This is a genomic window from Streptomyces phaeofaciens (genome assembly GCF_014648915.1).
Lineage (GTDB): Bacteria > Actinomycetota > Actinomycetes > Streptomycetales > Streptomycetaceae > Streptomyces > Streptomyces phaeofaciens.
In genome coordinates, this window is record NZ_BMSA01000039.1 from 51034 (window position 1) to 70607 (window position 19574).

Consider the following 19574-nt stretch of genomic DNA (forward strand, 5'->3'; position numbering starts at 1 on the left):
TGCGGCTGGCGCGGCCGGTGGCGGGCGGTGCGGGAGTGGTGTGGATTCGGGGATCGCGGTGCGGCGGGTGGGGGTGGGTTGGTGGGTGATGCCGGTGTCGCGGGTGAAGCGGTTTGCTTCGAGTGCGGAGCCGGTGGTCTTGTGGAGCCAGAACACGTAGGCGACGGAGGCGATCTGGTCGTCGGTCAGGTGCAGGACCCACCGCTTCACCCGGTGGTCGCAGCACGCGGTGCGGACCTGGTCGGTGAGGCCGTCGGCGAGCGGCCGCCGCAGGCGCGCGCCGAGGCCGACGGCCTGCCACAGAGCGGCCATCTGGGACAGACACAGCTCGACGCGCCGGCGCCGCGGTCCGGGATCGCCGGTGGGTGGGGTGTGCGGGGGGCGGGAGGCGGCGTAGAGGAGGAGGTCGTGCCCGTCGGGCGCCAGACGGGCAGCCCACCTCACCGGGCGGCCCTCCCAGGCCGAGAGTGCCGCGCGTTCCTCCCGGTCGGCGAGTGTGAGCAGGCCTCGGTCGGCGAGGTTGAGCACCCGCTGTTTGACCGGCGTCAGTACGGCATCCACCGCCCAGCCGTGCTCCGCACTGCGCCGGCGTGCCTCCACGGTCTTCAGCAGGTCGAGAGTCTTCTCGTCGGCGGCCATAGTTTCCCTCCCGCGCACGCCCGTCCTGGTACGGCTCAACTGGCGCCGGACCGTCGACGTCACGGCCGGCCGGCGGCTGGGCTGTTACTCACTTTCGGGTGACGGCGCGGGCCGGGTCCGGGTGGCGCGCCGTAGCGGGGGAGGAGGTGGAAGCAGCTCCCAAGGACGGGCGGTACGCGCTCACCAGTAGCGTGTCGGCGGTGCGCGGCCCGTCGGTGGTGGCGGCCAGCATATCGACGGTGATCCTGGTGAACCCGGCCTCGTCGAGTAGCTTGGTCCAGACGTGCTCCTGGAGCACCCAGCGACGCATCGTGGCTTCCTCGCCGTCTGGTGTCTTCGCCGGGACTTCGGCAGCCACCACATCGGGCTGGGCGGGCGTCCCGCTCAGGTAGTGAGCGAGAGTTGCGAACACCAGCCGCCCACCTGGCTTGAGGGCGGCGGCCGCCGCTGGCAGCAGCTCGTGCGGGTCGGTGAAGTCGAGGGCTCCGAAGACGCTGTACAGCACGTCGTACGTGTCGCTCATCGCCTGGAGGTGGGGCACCGCCTCGGATTGCACGATGCGCAGGCGCGGCGCGAGGCGGGCGTACAGGTCGGTTGCCATGGCGTGCTGGGCGGGCGAGGCATCGATGGCGATGACCTGGGCGGGCTGATGATGAACCGCCAAGTGTGCGGCGTGCCGGGTGGCGCCGGCGCCCAGGTCGCCCACATAGCGGCCGGTCAGGTCGCCTAGGACCTCCGTGCCGGGCCCGGCGTCCTGGCCCCAGTTCCAGTAGAACGTGTCGGGAACAGCGCGGTCGCTGGAGGCGCGGGCGCGGCCGTAGTGGTGCCAGAGGTCTGCGGTGCTGGATGTCACCCGCCCCATCCTGGCGGCCGCCCCCCGACGGCGGGCGACTTCGGCGAAATCTCACCCCGGGTGCGCTCCGGGGCCCCGGCCGTCCGACTGGAGTCCCCCGAAGCGCCCCGCGCTACGGTGTAGTCAGTGCGAGTCGTTGCCGGGGTGGCACGGGCCGCACTCGGCGGCGTCCGCCCACAGCGACAGGTCGACTTCCCAGCCGTCGGCCGCGATGATGTGGGCCGTCTTGATCACGGAGCCGTCGTTCTTGAAGTCGACCTTGGGCACGTGGTGGAGGAACTCGCCGCCGTTGAACTTCTCGCACAGCTCGGCGTACGCCACGGTGTCCAGGATGATCGTGTGGACGCCGATGTCGACGAGCTTGCTGGGCGCGAGCCCCAGTTTCTCGCCCCGGTGGTTCATCGCGGTCAGCAGGTACGCGTAGCCCTGGTCGAGGACTCGGGCGGCCATGATCGAGTCGTACGGGTAGTCCCGCATGAGTAGCCCGACCTGCTTGTCCCACAGGTCGGCCGGCACGGCGCCCCGTGCGGAGCGGACCGGGCCGGTCGTCGGGTAGGCGGCCGGAGCGGGTGCAACAGCGGTGGTTGCCATGGAGTGCCTCCGATGGACGGCGCCCCGTGGATCGGGGCGGTGCACCCAGCGCACCGCGCCGATCGGCCGAGCGGTGATCAAGTCTCATGCTGGGCAAGGCGTTTGCACGTCGTGCAAGCGGTCTCGACGTCCCCGGCTAGCCCTCATACCGTGGAGGACCCCCAGTCTGTGCGGTGTGGGAGGGACACGTGTCCGTAGACCCGCTCTGGAACAGCACGACAGCGGTGGAGTTAGCCGCGCAGCGGCGCCCCGGCGCGCTCATCCGCCTCGGACGCGAGCACCGCTCCTGGACGCTCGCCGCGCTCGGAGATCGGATCGGCTGCTCTCCCGCCACCGTCTCTCGGCTGGAGCGTCGCACACGGATCGTCGACTTGGCCCTGGTTCACCGCGCTGCACTCGAAGTCGGCGTCCCCAGACACATCCTGACGACTTCTCTGGCGCCACTCCCCGCGACGGCAACGGAGGCCACTAGAGTGACGGCCAGTCAGCGTGACGCCGAGGAGGACCCCATGCGCCGCCGTACGCTGCTCACCGCCACGGCGGCCGCCGGACCGGCCGCCCTGCTGATGGGCCTGGATGATGCCCTGGCCGCCACCCCCGCCCCGCCCGGCGCTGGCCCCCTCGACGGCCGCTTGGTCGGCGCCCGCATGCTGTACGACAAGGGCGCGCACGCGCCGCTCCTCGCCGCGCTGCCCGACCTCATCGCCGACGCGCACTCCGCCGCCGCCTCCCGCCAGAGCCTCGACCAGGCCCGGCTGTCCGCCGTGTACAGCCTCACCTCCGCTGTCCTCATCAAGCTCGGCTCGCACGACCGTGCCCGGCTGACAGCAGACCGTGCCCGCACCTGGGCCGAGATTGCCGGCTCGCCGCTCGCAGCGGCGGCCGCAGCACGGGAGCTGGCCATCGTTCTCCGTCACCAGGACCAGACGGACGCTGCCCAGCGCCTCATGTCGTCGGCGGCAGCCGAACTTGAGGCGACCGAGCTCCGCACCGACGCCACGGCGGCCGCGTACGCGCAGATGTTGTGCACCCTGGCCTACACCGCCGCCCGGAGCGGACAGCGCACCGAGGCCCTGGCGATGACGGAGGAGGCCCGCCGTGCCGCTCGCCACCTGCCCCGGGTCGTCCCACCGGGCCGCCTGTTCAACCTGAGCCCGGCAGCCGTCGACCTGTACGCGGTCGGCGTGCACTGGGCACTCGGCGACGCGGGCGCCGCCCTGGAGGCCGGGAAGAACCTGCGGCCCGAGCAGTTCCCGACCGCGGAGCGCAAGGCCCGTATGAGCACCGACATGGCGCGGGCCTGGTGGGCGTGGCAGCGGCCCGAGCAGACCGCCCGCACCCTACTCGACGCCTACCGGGCCAGCCCCGGTGAGGTCCGCGACCGGCCCGCGATCCGCAGCATCGTCAACGAGCTGGCTGAACGGCACCCGCGGACGAGCGGCGTGCGCGAGTTGCAGGCTGCCGTGAGGAGGGCGTAGCGAGGATGTGCGGCCGCCGTCCCTGATGGAGTGGTCCGCCAGCGTAGCAAATGCGCGTTCTACCGCGACGGACGGCCCGGCCCCTGACCAGGACGGATACCCGCAGACGACACCTGGCCGTAGCTATACGAGAACCGGGCCTTGTCGCTTGGCGGCACCTTCGGGATGTCGCACAAGTGCGCCGGACAGGCTGAGGAAAGACGCCGCGGCGGTCCGCCACTGGCATCTAACGTTGCGTCATGACCTCGGCGTCCGACCTCATACGGCCCACCACTCGCAGGCAACTCCTGGAGACCGCGAAAAGCCTGAAGAAGGCGACGATCGAAGCCTGCTGGCAGGACGGCGGATTCCTCCCGGTCACTCTGGACAACCCACCGAGCAGCGAGCGCGCCGCGATGTTCGCCTCCTACAGCGCGGGTGTCGATTGGAGCGACGAGCAGCACGTCGAACGCGCGCTCGGCGTCTTCGAGGCCCTGCTCCGCGAGAAGAAGGCGGACGACGATCGGTACCCGCACGCCAAGGTCAACTGGCGCAAAGGCGTACAGCAGGCGCTGGAGCAGGACGGATACCAACTCACTGAGCGTCTCCAGATCGCGCGCTTCGGAGGTTGGCGGCCGGAGCATGCCACATCGGACGCCGAGTCATACCAGCTGGCCGTCAGGCTCCTGGTCGGCGCCCGCAACCAGATGGAGCGCCTGCCCACACTCGTCGCCAGCCTGCACGAGGAGCGCCTGCGGGACATCCTCCTGGTGTCGCTGAACGCGTTCTTCGAGGGCGAGTCAACCGGGGAGACCCTCAACGGCAAGGGAAAAGCCGACATCCTCCTGCGCATCGGCGACCGCAACGTGATGATCGGCGAATGCAAGATCTGGGGTGGTTCCATAGCCTTCGGCCAGGCCATCAACCAGCTCCTGGGCAACCTCGGTGCGTACGACACCCAGACCGTCATCCCGCTGTTCATCCGAGAGAAGGACCCGGAAGGCATGACGCAGAGGGCGGTCGACGCGGTGAAGGAGCACCCAGCCTACTCCTCAACCGGCTCGATGGACGTGGTGAACCGGAAGTACGAGTTCGTCCTGGACCACGGGGGCAGGGAGGTGACGCTCACCGTCGTGCCGTTCGCCTTGGCCTGACCGTCGGCCGCCCTCGGCCAGGCCCGAGCTGGGCGGCCCTGTGCCCGGCGGAGCCGTCGCGGTTCTCGCATAGCTAAGGCCATGTGGCGTCTCTGGGTGAATGCCCTGTTCAGAGGCCTGGACTGCCATGTGCGAGGACGTCCCCCTACGTGCCGGCCGTGCTCAGGTCGGTAGGGATGGCTTCCTGGGCGGTGAGCAAAGGCGGCGCGGGGGTTGCCGGCGACGGGTTGGGGCGCCAGGCGGTGGTGAAGGGGAAGTCGTTGTTCACCCAGAGCACGCCGGCCAGCTCGGGGGCCCCTATGTATTTGGTCAAGCTGGTCAGGTGCGTGTTCGGGGCGTCTGGAACGATGTGTCAGTGCATGCTGACGATCAGGTTGGTGAGGGTGCCCCCGGGGAGCTCGCGGTGTTCCTGCGGGGCGCTGTCGACGGCCGCCCGGTGAAGATCGGTGCTTCCGTGTGTGAGTGTGGCGGCCGGGTGTTCTTCGTGCTGGTCAATGTGTCCGGAGCGGAAAGGGAGTGCTCTGGCTGCGGCAGCCGTGCGTTCATCGCGGATAGCGAGGAGTACTGGAACGAGGAGTCCTGGGAGGACGACGAGCCCGGTGCGGCCGGCTGCCCCTGCGGGAGCGAGGAATTCGAGGCCGCGGTCGCGTTCTCACTCGGCGACGACGGATCGGTCCGCTGGATAACCGTGGGCCTGCGGTGCATCGAGGATGGATTCTGTGGGGTCTATGCCGACTGGAAGATCGACTACGGCCCCACGGATCACCTCCTGACCATGGTCTAGGTCTGCGGAGCAATCGTCCGAACAGGCTGCGGTTCGTAGACGGTTCCGTCCCGAAGCATCGCGAAGAGGACATCTGCCCGACATCGTGCGAGGCAGAGCAGGGCTTGGGTGTGGTGTTTTCCCTGAGCGATTTTCTTGTCGTAGTAGGCCCGCGATGCTGGATCCCCACTGAGGCCGGTGGCGCAACCCGGGGGGAATTCGGTCAGAAGCACGGGGCCAGTGGCGTAGGGTGGTCCTACCGACGCGGGGTGGAGCAGCTCGGTAGCTCGCTGGGCTCATAACCCAGAGGTCGCAGGTTCAAATCCTGTCCCCGCTACCAACGCGACAACCCCCTCGACCACCAGGTCGAAGGGGCTGTTCGCATTCCAGGCCCGCCGGTGGCTACGCGGCCGCAGAGCTTGCCGCCACCGGGCGGACCACGGTGCGCAACCGCGCGCCGTCGTACTCCACTGCCTCGCCGGGCAGGATCAGCAGCCCGGGCTCGCGCTCTTCACCTGGTTCGGCCGAACTCGCCGACGAGCGACACCCCAAGAGAGCGCGCACGGATCACTGGCCGGCTGTAGAGCTTCGTGCCTTGTGCTGAACCGAGTCGCGGGCTACCTGCAGCCCGAGCCTTCGCACCTCCGCGAGGGGCGGGTACATCGAGTCCGGTGTGATCCCTACATCCTGGAGACGCTCAAGAAGCTTGGGCTTCCACGCGGCGCTTAAGACCTCCTCCCCGAGGACGGCCAGACAAGTAGTGGCCGTGGCCGACAGCTTTGATCGCCAGTTGGGAGTGCTGCCGCACCCAAGTCAGTTGCTGCAGTTCGGAATGGGCGTCGGGCTTCCGGAGCAGTTGGTCGGAAGGTTGTCGGACACTTCGGTGTCAGCCAGCAGCGATACGAGTCCGAGGTCACTGTGGAGGCCGCCGGGGGCGATGGCGGCGACGTTGAACTGTACGGAGCTGTGCTTCAGTGTGGTTCGGGCGGTGTCATGGGTGAGGGGAAATGTCAAGGTGGAGATGCCGCCGCCTGCACCGCCTGCGTTGTTGCGGCTGATGCGACTCCTGTCGGCGCCGAGAGTGCCGGCGTTGATGACGCCGCCGCCGTCGCCGCCTGTCGCTTTGTTCCCCGTCAGGTCGCTGTCGTGGAGGAGCACCGTGGCCGGGTTGGCGATGGCGATGCCTCCACCGACTGTCTGCGCGGTGTTGGCGCTGATCGTGACCTTGCCGAACTCGGTCCTGGCAGTGTTGACGAAGGCGGCGCCGCCTGACGCCGTCGCCGTGTTCCCGGAAAGCGTGGTGTCGTGGAGTTGAGTGGTGCCGTCAAGGAAGATCCCGCCGCCCCGTAGCGAGGTGTTGCCGTCAATGGTGCTGTTCCGAAGGGCGACAGTCCCGGCGAAGTTGTCGATGGCGCCCCCGCGCACGTCGGCCGCGTTGCCCGTGAGTGTCACGTCGTGGGCGACCAGCTTGGCGTGAGGCCGGATGGAGATGCCGCCTCCGCTGTCCGAGGTATGTCCGTCACGGATGGCGATGTGGTCCAGGTGCAGTTCGCCGTGCGGGCCGTCGATGAGGAGGATCCGGACCTTCTCTGCCGAAGCGCGTCGGATGACGCTGTCGTTTCCATGAATGACGATTTTGTTGGTCACGGCGGGAAGTGCGTTGTTTTCGCTGTCCGGACTGCTGATCTCGTAGGTGCAGCCGGGGCTGAGTTGCAGAGATCCGCCCCCGGACTCGTTCGCCTTGCGAATCGCGCTTTTGAGGGCTTCCTCGCTACAGACCACCTGCGCCTCGGGGGCCGGCTGGGCAACGCCGGTGGAAAGGGCGGTGGCAGCCACGGCCATCGCCGCCACGCCCATGGACGATCGGATGACGGACACGGTGACCGCCTTTCACTGGACATGAAAACTGTGCAGGTGATGTGTCTCGCGCCGATACCCAGAGAATGATCGTTTCCGCTCCCAGTGACGCGAACGTGTGATCCTGCGCCGTCAAGTGGATCAGTCGGAGCGGGGGTCGTTCCACTGCAGTGGCATGGGTGCTCCATGTACTGGCTCTTTGACGAGTGGAGCATCGAATGACCTTCCTGACTCACATGCGGCCAAGGTCCGGGGTTCTTCTCGCGGGCGGTGTGCTGCTCGCCTCCGCCATGGCGGGAACCATCGGGCCTGCCCGCGCCGCCGACTCCGCCACCGGATGGGTAGTCGTCCTCAAGGATTCGGCGGGAGACCCCGGGAAGGTCAGCACGGAGCAGACCCAACCTCTCGCTGCTCGGGTGCGGCATGTCTACCGATCGGCGCTCAGGGGCTACTCGGTCACTGCCACGACGGCAGGGGCCGAAGCCATCCGCGCCGACCCCCGTGTCGCCTTCGTAGAGCGTGACCGGGTGGTCCACGCTGCGGACGCCGGCTCAGGCGCGCAGCTCCCACGTCAGCCCATCGCGCTGGGAGAAGATCTGCATCGCGAATGGCACCTGTACCGCACCGAGGCGGTGCGGGCGGCGGCCGGCGGAGCACCGTCCACGTACCGGGCTGCAACGGTCGGCGTCGCCGTGCTCGATTCGGGTGTCGATGTGAACAGCTCCGAACTCGATGCGTCCTTCGGGACCAACTGCTCGGACAGCACGAATCCTCTGGACGTGGTCGGCCACGGCACTGCCGTAGCCGGGCTCATCGGAGCCCGTAACAACGGCGGTGCCGTCCTCGGCGTGGCCCCTGGCACGAGGATCTGGCCGGTGAAGGTCCTCGGAGACAACAACAGCGGTTCTCTGGCCTCCATCATCTGCGGCATCGACTGGGTGACCGCCAACGCGCAGGCAAAGAACATCCGGGTCGCGAACATGAGCCTGCAGGGGGAGGCTACGGAAGCCGAGCACCAAGCCATCCGGGCAATGACCGATGCCGGGGTCGTGACCACGGCCTCGGCAGGCAACGGCCCCTTCGACTTCAGCGCACAGGCGCCGGCAGGTTTCCCCGAGGTCCTGACCGTCACCGCAAAGGAGATCTACAACCGTCCCTGGCGCAACTCCGCGTTCGCCGTCCGCGACGAGAACATCAGGCACACCATTTCGGCACCCGGTGTCGACATCTACATCAAGACCCTGGCCAGCAACGCACTGGACTGCAACGAATTCGGCCCCGGCCTGTGCACGATCTCGGGCACGAGCTTCTCTTCCCCGATCGCCGCGGGTGTCGTCGCGCTGTGCATCAGCTCTGGGCAGTGCACGGGCAGCCCAGCGGACATCATCCAGACTGTCCGGCACCATGCCCGGGATCACTACCTGGAGACCGGCCGGCGGTTCGGGGGAAGCCCGAGGCTCGGTGACAAGTACTACGGGCACCTGGTCTGGGCTGGCCGGTATTAGAACGCGTGTCGGATGAGAGCCAAGAGGGGTCGGCGTAGCGGACCGCGTTCGTCAGGATCGTGCGCACGCCGACCTGGTCGGCCAGGCCCACGGTGCGCGCCGCCAGCCGCAATGACCCGGGGTCGGTGCCCTGCCGGCCGAGATACACGGCTTCGAGGCGCGGCTGCTCTCCGGCCAGCTCCCGCCATGGCGCGAGCAGCCGCTCGGCGACGTCGGGGCGGTCGGCGGACAGAGCCCGCACCGGTTCGGAGGAGAGGCCGAGCAGCACCACCAGGTCCCGGTCGGCGTATGCGCGCAGAACCGGCCAGGACACGACCGGCAGCGCGCCGCCAGCCTCGGCGTGCGCGGCGGACAGCAGCCGGCACAACCGCGCCCACCCCGCCGCGGTCTGCGCGAGCAGGGTGATCCGCAGGGGAGGCTCCACGACGTGCGCACCGTGTCCCTAACAAAGCCGTTGGACGTGGCGGTGTGTGATCAGGCAGACGGCGAGCCCGAGGGGGCCTTGACCCAAGGCCGGGTAGTTAGCGTTTTCGCAGGTCATGCAAGCCAGTTGAAGGACTCCCGACGCAGAGCAACGGAGCTCGTTGGTACAGGCAGTCGACCAAGCCAGCTTGTCCCGAAGGAGCTCCGTTGCCCCGTCATTGTGTCCTGCCGTCTCCGCTGACGGCCATCACCCGAACGGTCACCGTGGCCGCGGGCCGGTTCGCTCCAGGGCATCTGGGGGAACTGACCGCCGTCGTGCCGTTCGAGCTGGTGGACGCGGTCCTTGCGGAGACAAGGACGGTGCAGCAGCGGCTGCGTGATCTCCCATCGCGGGTCGGGATCTACTTCTTGCTGGCGATGTGCCTGTTCCCCGAGGTCGGCTATCGCCTCGTCTGGGACAAGCTGACCGCGGGTCTGTCCGGGATGCCAGTGGTCTGTCCGTCGGCGAAGGCACTGCGTGACCTGCGCCGGCGGATCGGCAGCGCGCCGGTGCGGGCGTTGTTCGAGGTGCTGGCCGGGTTGCTGGCCCGTCCGACGACGCCAGGTGTGCGTTTCGGTCCGTACCGGACGGTGTCGTTCGACGGCTGCAGTTCGCTGAGGGTTCCCGATTCCGAACGGAACCGTGCCTGGCTGGGCAGGACTTCGCATCATGGCTATCCGACGCTGGAGTTGATGACGCTGGTCGAGACCGGCACCCGGGCCCTGGTCGGCGCGGTGTTCGGCCCCACCGCCGAGGGCGAGACAGGCTACGCCGGCCGGCTCCTGCATCTGCTGCGGCCGGACATGCTGGTGCTGTGGGACAAGGGATTCGACAGCAACGCTTTCCTCGCTCAGGTCACCGACACCGGCGCCCAGGTCCTGGGCCGGCTCCGCAGCAACCGGCGCACGCCGGTCCTCACCCGCCTCGCTGACGGCTCCTACCTGTCGGTGATCGGCACCGTGAAAGTGCGGATCATTGACGCACAGATCGCCGTGACCTGCGCGGACGGCACGTCCTTCACCGGGTCCTACCGACTGGTCACCACCCTGACCGACGCCCGCCGTCACCCCGCCACCGCGCTGGTGGGCCTCTACCACCAGCGGTGGGACCACGAATCCGCGTACTACGCGCTCCGCCACACGATCATGAACGGACGCAACCTCCGCTCGGGCGACCCGGCAGGAATCGAGCAGGAGATGTGGTCACTGCTCACCCTCTACCAGGCCTTACGCACCGTGATGGTCGAGGCCGCGGAGGCGCTGCCTGGCACCGATCCGGACCGCTGCTGCTTCAGCATCACGCTCCACACCGCCCGTGACCAGGTCGTCCAGGCCGCCGCCGTCATCACCGACCCCGCCGGCGCCGGTCACCTCGGACTGATCGGGCACCGGATCCTGACCCGTCTCCTCCCGCCCCGACGCCAACGGGTCAGCACCCGCAAGGTCAAGTCACCGATGTCCCGCTACAGCACCCGCCACGAGGACGGCAGGCCCGACACCAGCCGCACCATCACCGGTCTCGACATCAATATCCTCGAGCCTCCACAGTGCCGCCCCCAGCTCCCCGCCGTCTCCCGTGACGACCGGCACACCGCCCTCGCCGAGCGCCGCCGTCACCGGATCCTTGGCCTGCTCGAGGAGGACCCCAACCGCCTCTGGCGCCCCCGTGACATCGCCTCCCATTTCGGCGACATCACCATGGAGACCATGTATCGACAGCTTTCCAGATGGGCCGAAACCGGCCTCATCCACAAACTGGGCCCCGGCCTCTACGCCGCCACAGCATGGACCCCAACACCCCTTGCGTGACCTGCGAAAACGCTAACTACCCGGCCTTGGGTCAGGGCCCCAAGCTCGCACGTACTCGGAACCAGGGAAGCGGGAGAGGGTCACCAGTATCGGGGCGTAGTGTCGCGCCACTCTGGGTTCACGGCGCCGTTGTGCAGCCATATCTCGCCGTCGTCACCGACCCAGCCCTCGTATGTGAGGTGTCCGTAGAAGGCGTGGTCCGCGCCGACCGCCGCAGCGACGTCCCGCAGTCGGCTGTCGACCTCCGCACGCGCGACACCCCGGTCGTCCACTCGTAGATACTTGATGGCCTGCGGACGGCCCTGGTCGTCGGTTCCTGCGTCGTCGTCTGGGACGAACAGCCAACGCGCCTCGGCAGCGGCCGCCGCGGGTCGGGGATCGGCCGCCCCGTGCAGTGCGGTGTTGAGCTTGTCGTGGATCGCGTCCTGATCGGTGAGGCTCCACAACTTTGTCACCGGGACCGGAGGACGCAGCTCAATCGTCCCCCACACGCTGTACTCGTCGCTTCTTCCCTGTTCGTTCTCCACGGCTGCTCCTTTGCGGAATCGTTCACCTCAATGTTATCGTCACAAAGACGATAATAGCAACAGTGGAGCTACTGCGGGCGGCCGCCCATGCTTGCGGCCGGACTCAACGGGGTTTCCATGCCAGAGGAGTTGATCAACTTGTCAGATGTGAACAGTGAGCCTGTACCCGGCTGCGAGGTCCATACGACGCCGCAGGAACTGGCAGCGGAGCTGACCGTACTGACCGGTGTCGACTGGCGGAAGGTCTGGCCGGGAGCGGGGGGAGGCTACGAACCCGACCCTGCGTGGCTCGCCCAGTTCAACTGGGAGGTCGTCAACTTCCAGTGGCGCACCAATGACTGGGGCCCGATCACCGTGCAGACGCGCACGGGCAAGCGACACTACCTGTCGACCACGACGTCCCATTCGATGGAGTACGCCTACGCCTCCCACCGGCTGTGGACGGGGAGCGCCCCTGACAAGCGCGAAAAAGTACACGACAGGGAAGCGGCCGAAGCGGCCGCGGCATGGGAAGAATACGTGGCATCGGCTCAGGGAGTTCTCGGCGCGCCGACATGGTCGGGTGCCTGGGACAGTGCCGGCTTCCCGGTCAGCTTCGGCAGCAGGGGCGGAGCATCTGACCGCAAGTACAATCCCCACCGGCTTGCCGTATGGAATCCGCAAGGTCCCGAGTCTGCAGTGATCGCCCTCAAGACCTTTAGGAACATCCATGGCGGGCAATTCATCGAACTGAAACTGCACGACCCGGCGCTCATCGTGCTGGACGACACCGACGCGGAAGTGGAGAAGAAGGTCCGGGCCGTCAGCTCACGGGGAGAAGCGCCAGGGGCCCCGCGGATCTACGGTGATCCGGAACCGGAAGACAAACCCGACACGACCCGGCAGGACGTGTCCGCACAGCTCAAAGCGCTTTCCACATGGGACTGGGATGCGATCTTCGGCCCTCACGACTGGAACCGGGCGTTCGCCTCGGCTGGAGAACTGGAATCCTGGGCCCGGACACTGGGCTGGACCATATCCGGTAGCGACAGCTCAGGCTGCGTCTCTGCCACCACAAAGGAGGGTCACTCCGTCTGGCTGCCTCCGGTACTTCGGTACCCGGCACGTGTGAACTGGCTGGAGTCCAAACTCTGGAGGATCTCCTCCAAGCCTTCCTCGTCCTTCCACAGGAATGTGCTCGAGCCTGCCGACGCACTCTGGACGGAGTGCATCGCAGACGCCCGGGAGATCCTGGGCGAACCCGGATACTGCGGCGCCCCCGACGGGCCGGGCTTCCCCGTGAGGTGGCAGAGCTGGCGTGAAGGGAACCTAGGCTTCAAGATTCACACCCGTTGGCTGGCGCGGTGGCCATCGACAGGCGAACCCGCGCCAGCCATCGGGCTGTTCATGCAAGGCGGATTCCTGGAGCGCGGCTTTGAAAGCGAAGCCGCACAGCTTGATCTCCGCATCTGGCGTCCTGCCGCTCCCCGCAGCATCTGACCACCTTGCCTGCGCATGGCGCGCAACTGAAACTCAGGTCGACGGACACGGCCTGGCGATGCTGCCGAAGACGCTTCTGCCATCCGAGAACGACTTCGTGTTCCTCATCCAGAAGGACAGCCCTCGGAGGTTGTCCCGTAAACGGTGAGGCGGTTGGTGCGTTGGCTGATCATGGGTGGGGTGATTTCAGCGGGTGATCCGAAGTGGATCGAGCCGGTCTCCGGGTTGACCGAGGTGCAGTTCGCCAGGCTGGTGGCCTTGGTGCGGCGTCGTGGTGGTGATGTTCAGCGCGGTCGTCCCTGGCGGCTGCCGTTGGAGGACCGGGTGTTGCTGGTGGCCTCTACTGGCGCACGAATCTGACATTGCGGCAGGTGGCGCCGTTGTTCGGGGTCTCGAAGTCTGCGGGCGACCGCATCCTCGATCACCTCGCCCCTTTGCTGGCGCTCTCGCCGGCCCTCCGGCCGTGGAAGGACAGCGTCTACATCGTCGACGGCACCCTGGTGCCCACCCGCGACCGCAGCGTGGCTGCCTCCAGCAAGAACTGTCGCTACTCGACGAATTGCAGGTCGCGATCGACGCCAATAGTCGCCTGGTGGTAGCGATCGGCCTTCCGCTGCCCGGCAGCCGCAACGACTGCCGGGCGTTCACGGAGTCCGGCGTCGACCGGGCCTGCCGCGGCGCACCGACCATCGCCGACGGCGGCAACCAGGGCGCCGGCCTACTCATTCCGCACAGCAAACAACGTGGTCAGACGTACCTCAGCCCGCAGCAGGAGACGGAGAATGCCGTCCACCGCCGGGCCCGAGCCCGGGTGGAACAAGCCCTGTCGCGGTTGAAGAACTGGAGGATCCTGCGGGACTGCCGGCTCAAGGGCAACGGCGTTCACCAGGCCATGCTCGGCATCGCCCGGCTCCACAACCTGGCCCTCAGCGGATAACCCACGCCCCATACGGGACAACCTCTAAAGGGTGTTGCACAAGGCCGTGTTCGGGCAGGTCAGGGCCCGTGATCGCGGACTTCTGGTCATGATGCGAGCGCGAGGTTGTGCATGTGGGCGACGGCCTGGACCGCGTGATGAAGGCCGTCGCCGCGCTGCCGGCAGTCGCGGAGGATCTTGTAGTTCTTCATCCGGCCGATCACATGCTCCACCCGTGCACGCACCTTGCGGTGGGCGGCATTGTCCTCTTCCTCGCCCGGCAGCAGGGGCCGGTGCGGGCGTTTGCGGTGCGGCACGATCATTTGGCAGTTGAGGTAGGCGCCGTCGCCCAGGACGGTCACGCCCTGGCAGTGGTCGCTCAGCCCTGAGGCCCGCCAGGCGTGCGCGTCAGCGGTGGTGCCCGGCACCGGGCGGGCGGCAGCGATCACCAGTCGGGTGTCGGCATCGACGATGACCTGCACGTTCGCGGAGAACCGGTAGTTGCGTGACGATGAGCCGACGTGCCGGTCGCGGACCGGGACCAGGGTGCCGTCCACAATCCACAACCGGTCCGCCGCATCAGCCGGGCGGGAGACGGGCTCGAGCGCCAGCAGCGGACCAAGCCGCCGGATCACGCGGCACACCGTCGAGGAAGAGACGCCGAACAGCGGGCCCAGCTGCCGCATGGTCAGGTTCGTGCGGTAGTACACCGCCACCATCAGCACCCGCTCGGCCAGCGGCAGCGACCACGGCCGGCCCCGCAGGGTGCCGTTGCCGCCCCGCTCCCGCACCACCTTCAACAGTCCCGAGAACTGCGTCACCCGCAGCCCCGTGAACGTCTCCACCCACACCCGCTCAGCGCGTAAGACCCCGGCCATACAGAAGAGATGCCCAGCTCAGAGCCTTGTGCAACACCCTTTAAAGGCAATGCCGTTGTTTTAGTCCGCGGGCGTACGCTGCTGCGTAGTGCTTCCCGGGGGTGGTGCGGGTGTCTGCGGATATCGGCGAGTTATCGGGGTAGCGGTAGCCGGTGGCCTGGGAGACACCAGCGTCGCGGGCCAAGCAGTGCACACAACCGCGGGCGCGGAGCCAGCGCGGCACCAGGACGGCCTGCCGAAACGGTCCCAGCGCCCGGAAGCGTCTGGGGGTTCCGATCTGGCGCCGGCGGGTTTCCAGCAGGCGAGCGAGGAACCCCGCCACGTGGCGCGGGACGTCGAGCGTGGCGACATAGGTGATCAACGAGCAGCCTTCGGTTGCTACGGGCATGATCTTGGCGGACCTGTCCTGTCAGGGGATTCACGCCCGTCCGCCGGCAGGTCCCGCCCGATCCGTACCGGGCAGGATGGCTCGGTGTCTGCGTTTGAACCGAATGCTCAGTGGATCTCACAGCCAGGGCGTGCCCTGGCGTGTGCACAAGGGAGAATCCGCGGTTGGTCGCGCTTCCGACGCAGTACCGTGGGCCGGTGGATGAGATGCCAGCCCCGACGCCGGGTATGACGATCAGCGTTCGGATGCGCCAGGACGTGGTGATCGTCGATCCGGAGCGCTTTGTGGCTTCGGCCCGCGCGGCGTACCGCGAAGCCTCCCCTGAAATCACCGAGGAGAGGGCAGCCGAGGAAATCCGTGATGTCTATGACGCTGTGTGGGCTCTGCTGGACCGCTTCGGTCGACTCGCCGCCGACGCACCAGCGTCCGCCGGACTCCCGGGCCAACGAGTTCTGGACCGCCCAGACGGGCTCTCACCTGCGGGCGAGTGGAAGCGCATCGTGCTGAACGATCCGCAACCACTGCAGGACTACGGCTGTTTCATGCCCGAGGGGTATGACCCGTTCGCCATCCCGTCAGGGGTGTGATTCCGTCCATCGCGACAGGGTAGGACTTGTCTGGGCGATCACGTGCGGAGCCAAATGGTGAGGGCTGCGGCGGTTGCGGTACCGAGGTAGACGTAGCTGCGCTTGTCGTAGCGGGTGGCGACGGCCCGGGACTGTTTCAGGCGGTTGATCGCCCACTCGACGGTGTAGCGGTCCTCGTCGAAGCGGGGCGGCCGTCCGCCTCGTGAGCCTTTGCGCAGGCGAGCGGCCTGACTGTCGGTCTTCTCTGGGATGGTGTGGGGGATGCCCCGACGGCGCAGGTACTCGCGGATGGGGCCGTTGCTATAGGCCTTGTCGGCTGCGAGGCTGTCGGGCTTCTTGCGTGGTCGTCCCGGGCCAGGTCTGGGCACCCGGATCTTCTCCAGGACCGGCTTGAACTCGGTGCAGTCGGCCCGCTGACCTGGAGTGACGATCAGGGACAGTGGGCGGCAGCGGCCGTCCGCGCTCAGGTGGAGCTTGGTGGTGAACCCTCCGCGCGAGCGGCCCAGGCCCTCGCCTCCAGCACCACCTTCACCAGGCGGGCGACGAGACTCTGCCACGGCGTCTCGTCCTGGTGTTCCATCCCTTCGGCCCCCTTTGATCCCGGGGCCGGAGGCGAGTCAGTGCGGTCGCCGGCCGCATGCTGATGCGCGCGGACGATGGTGGAGTCGACCGAGATATCCCAGTCGATCTCACCCGCCGCATCTGCCGCAGCCTGGACCTGCTGGAGCAGACGTTCCCAGGTTCCGTCGGCCGACCACAGGCGGTGACGTTCGTAGACGGTCTTCCACGGACCGAACCTCTCGGGCAGGTCACGCCCACTGCACCCCGGTCCGCACCCGGTGCAGAATCCCGTCGATCACCTGCCGGTGGCTCCGCCAACTGCCACAACGCCCGTTGCTGACCGACAGGAACGGCCGCAGCCGTTCCCACTCGGCATCGCTCAGATCACCCCGTCCCATGGCAGGAAGAACGACTTGGCCAGACGGCAGTCGCAAGATCACACGAACCCTGATCCCTACTCCGTGACGAAAGGTGCTTATCCGACCGGGACCTCGCTCACCTGAAGGTCCGAGAAGAGCAAGGTCACGTTGTGCGCGTTGGTTTCAATGCGCACCTCGTGAAAGTCGATCCCGAGGGCCTTCGACCAGCGGCGGGTCGCCGCGGACGCAGGAAGGAGTTTGGCTCCCGGGTCCAGGGCGTGCCACTTCACACCCCAGACGTATCCGTCGAGGTCGACACCGGCTTCGTGGTCGATGAGCCGGTCGTCCAAGGAGGCCCGCCAGGTCTCCGCCGACACTGACGTCTCACACCGGGCCTCAACGCAGTACCGGAAGAGATACCGCAGGTGGGACGGCGCGATGCCGGTACGGGGATCAGCCGTCACGTAGACGATGACCTCGTAGTCGCGCATGTAGTTGGTGTATCCGTGGTGCACGACAGCGTGATCGAAGGTCTCGTCCAGCATCTGCTCAAGTACGGCGGTATCCATGCCGCCCTTCTACCTCACTCGGCAAGACCTTCGACAACGAGACTCACGGGTGCTGGGCGCCGCTGCCCTCAGAGATCGCCCGGACAAGACCTAGTTGATCCGGTCCGGCTCCGGCGGTGTCTTCGCAGTTGTTCGAGGCCAGCCTTTTCGCGGGCCGCGACTGCAGAACCGGCTGACATGCCCTGTGGCATTCGTTCGCCGTGGCATACGTTCGCCGGGGGAGGGGGTGGGGATGGCACGGTGGCGGAGTGGCAGGGCCTTGTTCCCGCACGGAGTTGGCCGGGGGAAGACGAGAGTGTCGTTTTTCCTCCGGCGACGGGTGGCGGCGGCCAGAAGGCGCGACATCATCGGCATTCACCTTCGATGGTGGCCGTGGCGTCCCGTCGGCTCCCCGAGTTGGAGTCATCGTCTCGTCGCCTCTCTCCAGCCCGCCGAACGGCGGCAGTTGGTCTTGGCGCTGCTGACGCAACGGCGCGACAACGTCTGGCTGGAGTTCGCGCTGAGGGACCATCCGTGCGGCTGGTCGGCCGACGATGTCGATCGGTTGTTCGAGGTGACTCTGGTCAAGGTGGATCCCGTGCGGCCGCGGGATGTGTCCCATGCCGCCTGCGGGCTGCCGCTGGCCGCCCTGACCGAGCTCAGAACGTCCGGACGGGACGGATCGGACCGGTTCACGGACAGGCTGCGGGTGCTGTTGGCCGCGAGTCTGTCCGACGCCGTTACCGACTCCTACCGCTGCCTCTTCAGCCTTGAGGAGCTGACCGCCCTCCTGCCCGACGAAGGCGACCGGGAGGTCCCGGGCCGGGTCGCGGCACTGTTTCCCCAGGACAGAAACCGCGGGGAGTTCTGGCCCGGCAGTCACTTCTGGTGGACCATGGGAACACTCTTGTTCGAGCCCGGCGTGCTGGACCTGCTCGTCCTCTGTGGCCAGGCCGACCTGCTCCGTCCGTCCAATGTGTGGCTGGGCCGGGCCCGTGAACACCTCGATCGCACCCCAGCGGCCCCGGACGCCCTGCGTGCCCTGCTTCCGTGGCAAGCGCCGGACGAGGAATCGACCCTGTGCGCCCGGCTCTTCACCGGGGCCTGCTGGGCAGCCTGCCTGACCGGGGATCCCGAGCTCGTCGGACTTCTGGAGAGCGTCGTGCTCAGGCATTCGGCGGGGATGTCCCTGCGGCCGATGCCGTACGTGTACCACCTGCCGGCCCGCGGTGCCCTGGCGGCCCTCTCGGCCACTGCGGGCGAGCCGGGAGTGGGAGCCCAGCGCAGGGCACTGCCCGGTCTGCCGCCCCAGGCAGCCAGGGCGGCCGACGAGGTCCTTGACAAGATCGCCGATGCGGAACTGCCGCCGCTCATGCCCTTCGAAACCCTGCGCATAGGCCGGGGCGAGTATGCGGTGTCCATGAAGGTGCGCCCGGACGGCGTTGCCGTACTGGAGTTCCGCGACGCAAAGGGCCGGGTGCTGGCCGGCGTACCGCGCCAGCTGTCGGAGGAACGGCCGGCGGCGTTTGCCGCGCTGCGGCGTCGGCTGCTGACCGTGCGAGCACGGGCGGACCGGGAACGGGGCGAGCTGGCGGAGATGTTCGCCACCGGTACCAAGCTCACCGGCCGACAGTGGTACGGGCGGTGGCTCGACTCGCCCACCACGGCCCCGATGACCGGGGCCCTGATCTGGGAGCTGCGTTCTCCGTCCGGCACCGCGACCGGCCTGCCCGTGCGCACGCCCGCCGGCGCATGGCTACTGCGCGGTGTCCGGGGAACGGCCCACGAGGTCGGCCCCGAGGACACCGTACGGCTGTGGCAGCCCTCTCTCGCGGACCGCGCCGAGGTGAGTGCCTGGCGTGCGCGGCTGCGTAGGCACAAGGTGCGCCAGCCGATCCCCCAACTGCCCTCGGGTTCCCCTCTGCGGTAAGGCAGGGAATTCGATGAATGCATCGGAATCGCCGTAACTCTGCCGAATCGGGGGGCAACACCCGTCAGACTGGACCGAGGCCGGTGTCTGGCCGCGCCTGCACGCCGCCCTACTCACCGAACTACGCCGCGCTGGCCTTCTCGGCCTGGACGACTGCGCCGTGGACGGGTCGCATGTCCGGGCCCTGAAAGGGGGGATCACGTCGGCCCCTCGCCCGTCGACCGCGCCCGTCCCGGCTCCAAACACCATCTATTCGTCGACCGCCACGGCACCCCGCTCGCCGTCACGCTCACCGGCGGGAACCGACATGA

General features: G+C 68.0%; 16 protein-coding genes, 1 tRNA gene and 5 pseudogenes. 11 read left to right on the forward strand and 11 right to left on the reverse strand.

What is annotated here, in order from left to right; all coding sequences use genetic code 11:
- The 3 genes from IE275_RS40660 to IE275_RS40670 form a co-directional block, all read right to left on the reverse strand.
- On the reverse strand, positions 1-639 hold a 639-nt coding region (locus tag IE275_RS40660), incomplete at its 3' end, for a DUF6417 family protein (protein ID WP_229871116.1).
- An 88-nt stretch (positions 640-727) separates the two neighbouring features.
- Positions 728-1501 (reverse strand): class I SAM-dependent methyltransferase, encoded by a 774-nt coding sequence (locus tag IE275_RS40665; protein ID WP_189717730.1) that lies wholly within the window; start codon positions 1499-1501, stop codon positions 728-730.
- 114 nt (positions 1502-1615) lie between these two features.
- A complete protein-coding gene (locus IE275_RS40670; RefSeq protein ID WP_229871121.1) occupies positions 1616-2083 on the reverse strand; it encodes a glycine-rich domain-containing protein in 468 nt (155 codons plus the stop codon).
- 188 nt (positions 2084-2271) lie between these two features.
- On the opposite strand from IE275_RS40670, the gene IE275_RS40675 reads away from it, so the two are divergent.
- A complete protein-coding gene (locus IE275_RS40675; protein ID WP_189717731.1) occupies positions 2272-3561 on the forward strand; it encodes a helix-turn-helix domain-containing protein in 1290 nt (429 codons plus the stop codon).
- 239 nt (positions 3562-3800) lie between these two features.
- Positions 3801-4694: a hypothetical protein gene (locus IE275_RS40680; RefSeq protein WP_189717732.1), complete on the forward strand. Its 894-nt coding sequence runs from the start codon at positions 3801-3803 to the stop codon at positions 4692-4694.
- Positions 4695-4839: 145 nt separating this feature from the next.
- Here IE275_RS40680 and IE275_RS40685 read toward each other — a convergent pair whose 3' ends face one another.
- Complete coding sequence (locus IE275_RS40685) at positions 4840-5007, reverse strand: hypothetical protein (protein WP_189717733.1); 168 nt, start codon at positions 5005-5007, stop codon at positions 4840-4842.
- Positions 5008-5049: 42 nt separating this feature from the next.
- On the opposite strand from IE275_RS40685, the gene IE275_RS40690 reads away from it, so the two are divergent.
- A complete protein-coding gene (locus IE275_RS40690; RefSeq protein WP_189717734.1) occupies positions 5050-5478 on the forward strand; it encodes a hypothetical protein in 429 nt (142 codons plus the stop codon).
- On the opposite strand, the pseudogene IE275_RS40695 reads toward IE275_RS40690, so the two are convergent.
- Positions 5475-5642, reverse strand: a pseudogene (locus IE275_RS40695) (IS110 family transposase); the annotation flags it as partial. The gene IE275_RS40690 and the pseudogene IE275_RS40695 sit on opposite strands and share 4 nt — an antisense overlap.
- A gap of 78 nt (positions 5643-5720) precedes the next feature.
- On the opposite strand from IE275_RS40695, the gene IE275_RS40700 reads away from it, so the two are divergent.
- Positions 5721-5797: transfer RNA gene (locus tag IE275_RS40700), tRNA-Met, on the forward strand.
- Positions 5798-6270: 473 nt separating this feature from the next.
- Here IE275_RS40700 and IE275_RS40705 read toward each other — a convergent pair.
- Positions 6271-7335 (reverse strand): hypothetical protein, encoded by a 1065-nt coding sequence (locus IE275_RS40705; protein ID WP_189717735.1) that lies wholly within the window; start codon positions 7333-7335, stop codon positions 6271-6273.
- Positions 7336-7532: 197 nt separating this feature from the next.
- On the opposite strand from IE275_RS40705, the gene IE275_RS40710 reads away from it, so the two are divergent.
- Positions 7533-8819, forward strand: coding sequence for a S8 family peptidase (locus IE275_RS40710; protein ID WP_189717736.1), 1287 nt, complete (start codon positions 7533-7535; stop codon positions 8817-8819).
- Positions 8820-8844: 25 nt separating this feature from the next.
- Here IE275_RS40710 and IE275_RS46375 read toward each other — a convergent pair.
- Positions 8845-9255: pseudogene (locus tag IE275_RS46375) on the reverse strand (DNA polymerase III subunit alpha); the annotation flags it as partial.
- Positions 9256-9449: 194 nt separating this feature from the next.
- On the opposite strand from IE275_RS46375, the gene IE275_RS40715 reads away from it, so the two are divergent.
- Positions 9450-11090 carry an IS4 family transposase gene (locus tag IE275_RS40715; protein WP_189717737.1) on the forward strand — a complete coding sequence of 547 codons (1641 nt, stop codon included), beginning with the start codon at positions 9450-9452 and terminating at the stop codon, positions 11088-11090.
- Positions 11091-11170: 80 nt separating this feature from the next.
- On the opposite strand, the gene IE275_RS40720 is transcribed toward IE275_RS40715, so the two are convergent.
- The gene (locus IE275_RS40720) at positions 11171-11617 is read right to left on the reverse strand and encodes a hypothetical protein (RefSeq protein WP_189717738.1); all 447 of its coding nucleotides are present in this window, start codon (positions 11615-11617) and stop codon (positions 11171-11173) included.
- A gap of 117 nt (positions 11618-11734) precedes the next feature.
- On the opposite strand from IE275_RS40720, the gene IE275_RS40725 reads away from it, so the two are divergent.
- A complete protein-coding gene (locus IE275_RS40725) occupies positions 11735-13096 on the forward strand; it encodes a hypothetical protein (RefSeq protein ID WP_229871124.1) in 1362 nt (453 codons plus the stop codon).
- 171 nt (positions 13097-13267) lie between these two features.
- Positions 13268-14033 (forward strand): annotated as a pseudogene (locus IE275_RS40730) (transposase).
- A gap of 86 nt (positions 14034-14119) precedes the next feature.
- Here the strand turns inward: IE275_RS40730 and IE275_RS40735 are convergent.
- On the reverse strand, positions 14120-14890 hold the full coding sequence (locus IE275_RS40735) for a transposase family protein (protein WP_189717739.1): 771 nt from the start codon (positions 14888-14890) through the stop codon (positions 14120-14122).
- Positions 14891-15475: 585 nt separating this feature from the next.
- Between IE275_RS40735 and IE275_RS40740 the strand changes: the two genes are divergently transcribed.
- Positions 15476-15865, forward strand: a complete 390-nt coding sequence (locus tag IE275_RS40740) for a hypothetical protein (RefSeq protein ID WP_189717740.1) — start codon at positions 15476-15478, stop codon at positions 15863-15865.
- Between the two features lie 38 nt (positions 15866-15903).
- Here the strand turns inward: IE275_RS40740 and IE275_RS40745 are convergent.
- Both IE275_RS40745 and IE275_RS40750 read right to left on the reverse strand, forming a co-directional pair.
- Positions 15904-16824: pseudogene (locus IE275_RS40745) on the reverse strand (IS5 family transposase).
- A 77-nt stretch (positions 16825-16901) separates the two neighbouring features.
- On the reverse strand, positions 16902-17354 hold the full coding sequence (locus IE275_RS40750) for a YxiG-like protein (RefSeq protein ID WP_189717741.1): 453 nt from the start codon (positions 17352-17354) through the stop codon (positions 16902-16904).
- A 451-nt stretch (positions 17355-17805) separates the two neighbouring features.
- On the opposite strand from IE275_RS40750, the gene IE275_RS40755 reads away from it, so the two are divergent.
- Together IE275_RS40755 and IE275_RS40760 are read left to right on the forward strand one after the other, a co-directional pair.
- Entirely contained in the window at positions 17806-19263 is a 1458-nt protein-coding gene (locus IE275_RS40755) for a DUF4132 domain-containing protein (RefSeq protein WP_189717742.1), read from the forward strand.
- 67 nt (positions 19264-19330) lie between these two features.
- A pseudogene (locus IE275_RS40760) lies at positions 19331-19574 on the forward strand (IS5/IS1182 family transposase); the annotation flags it as partial.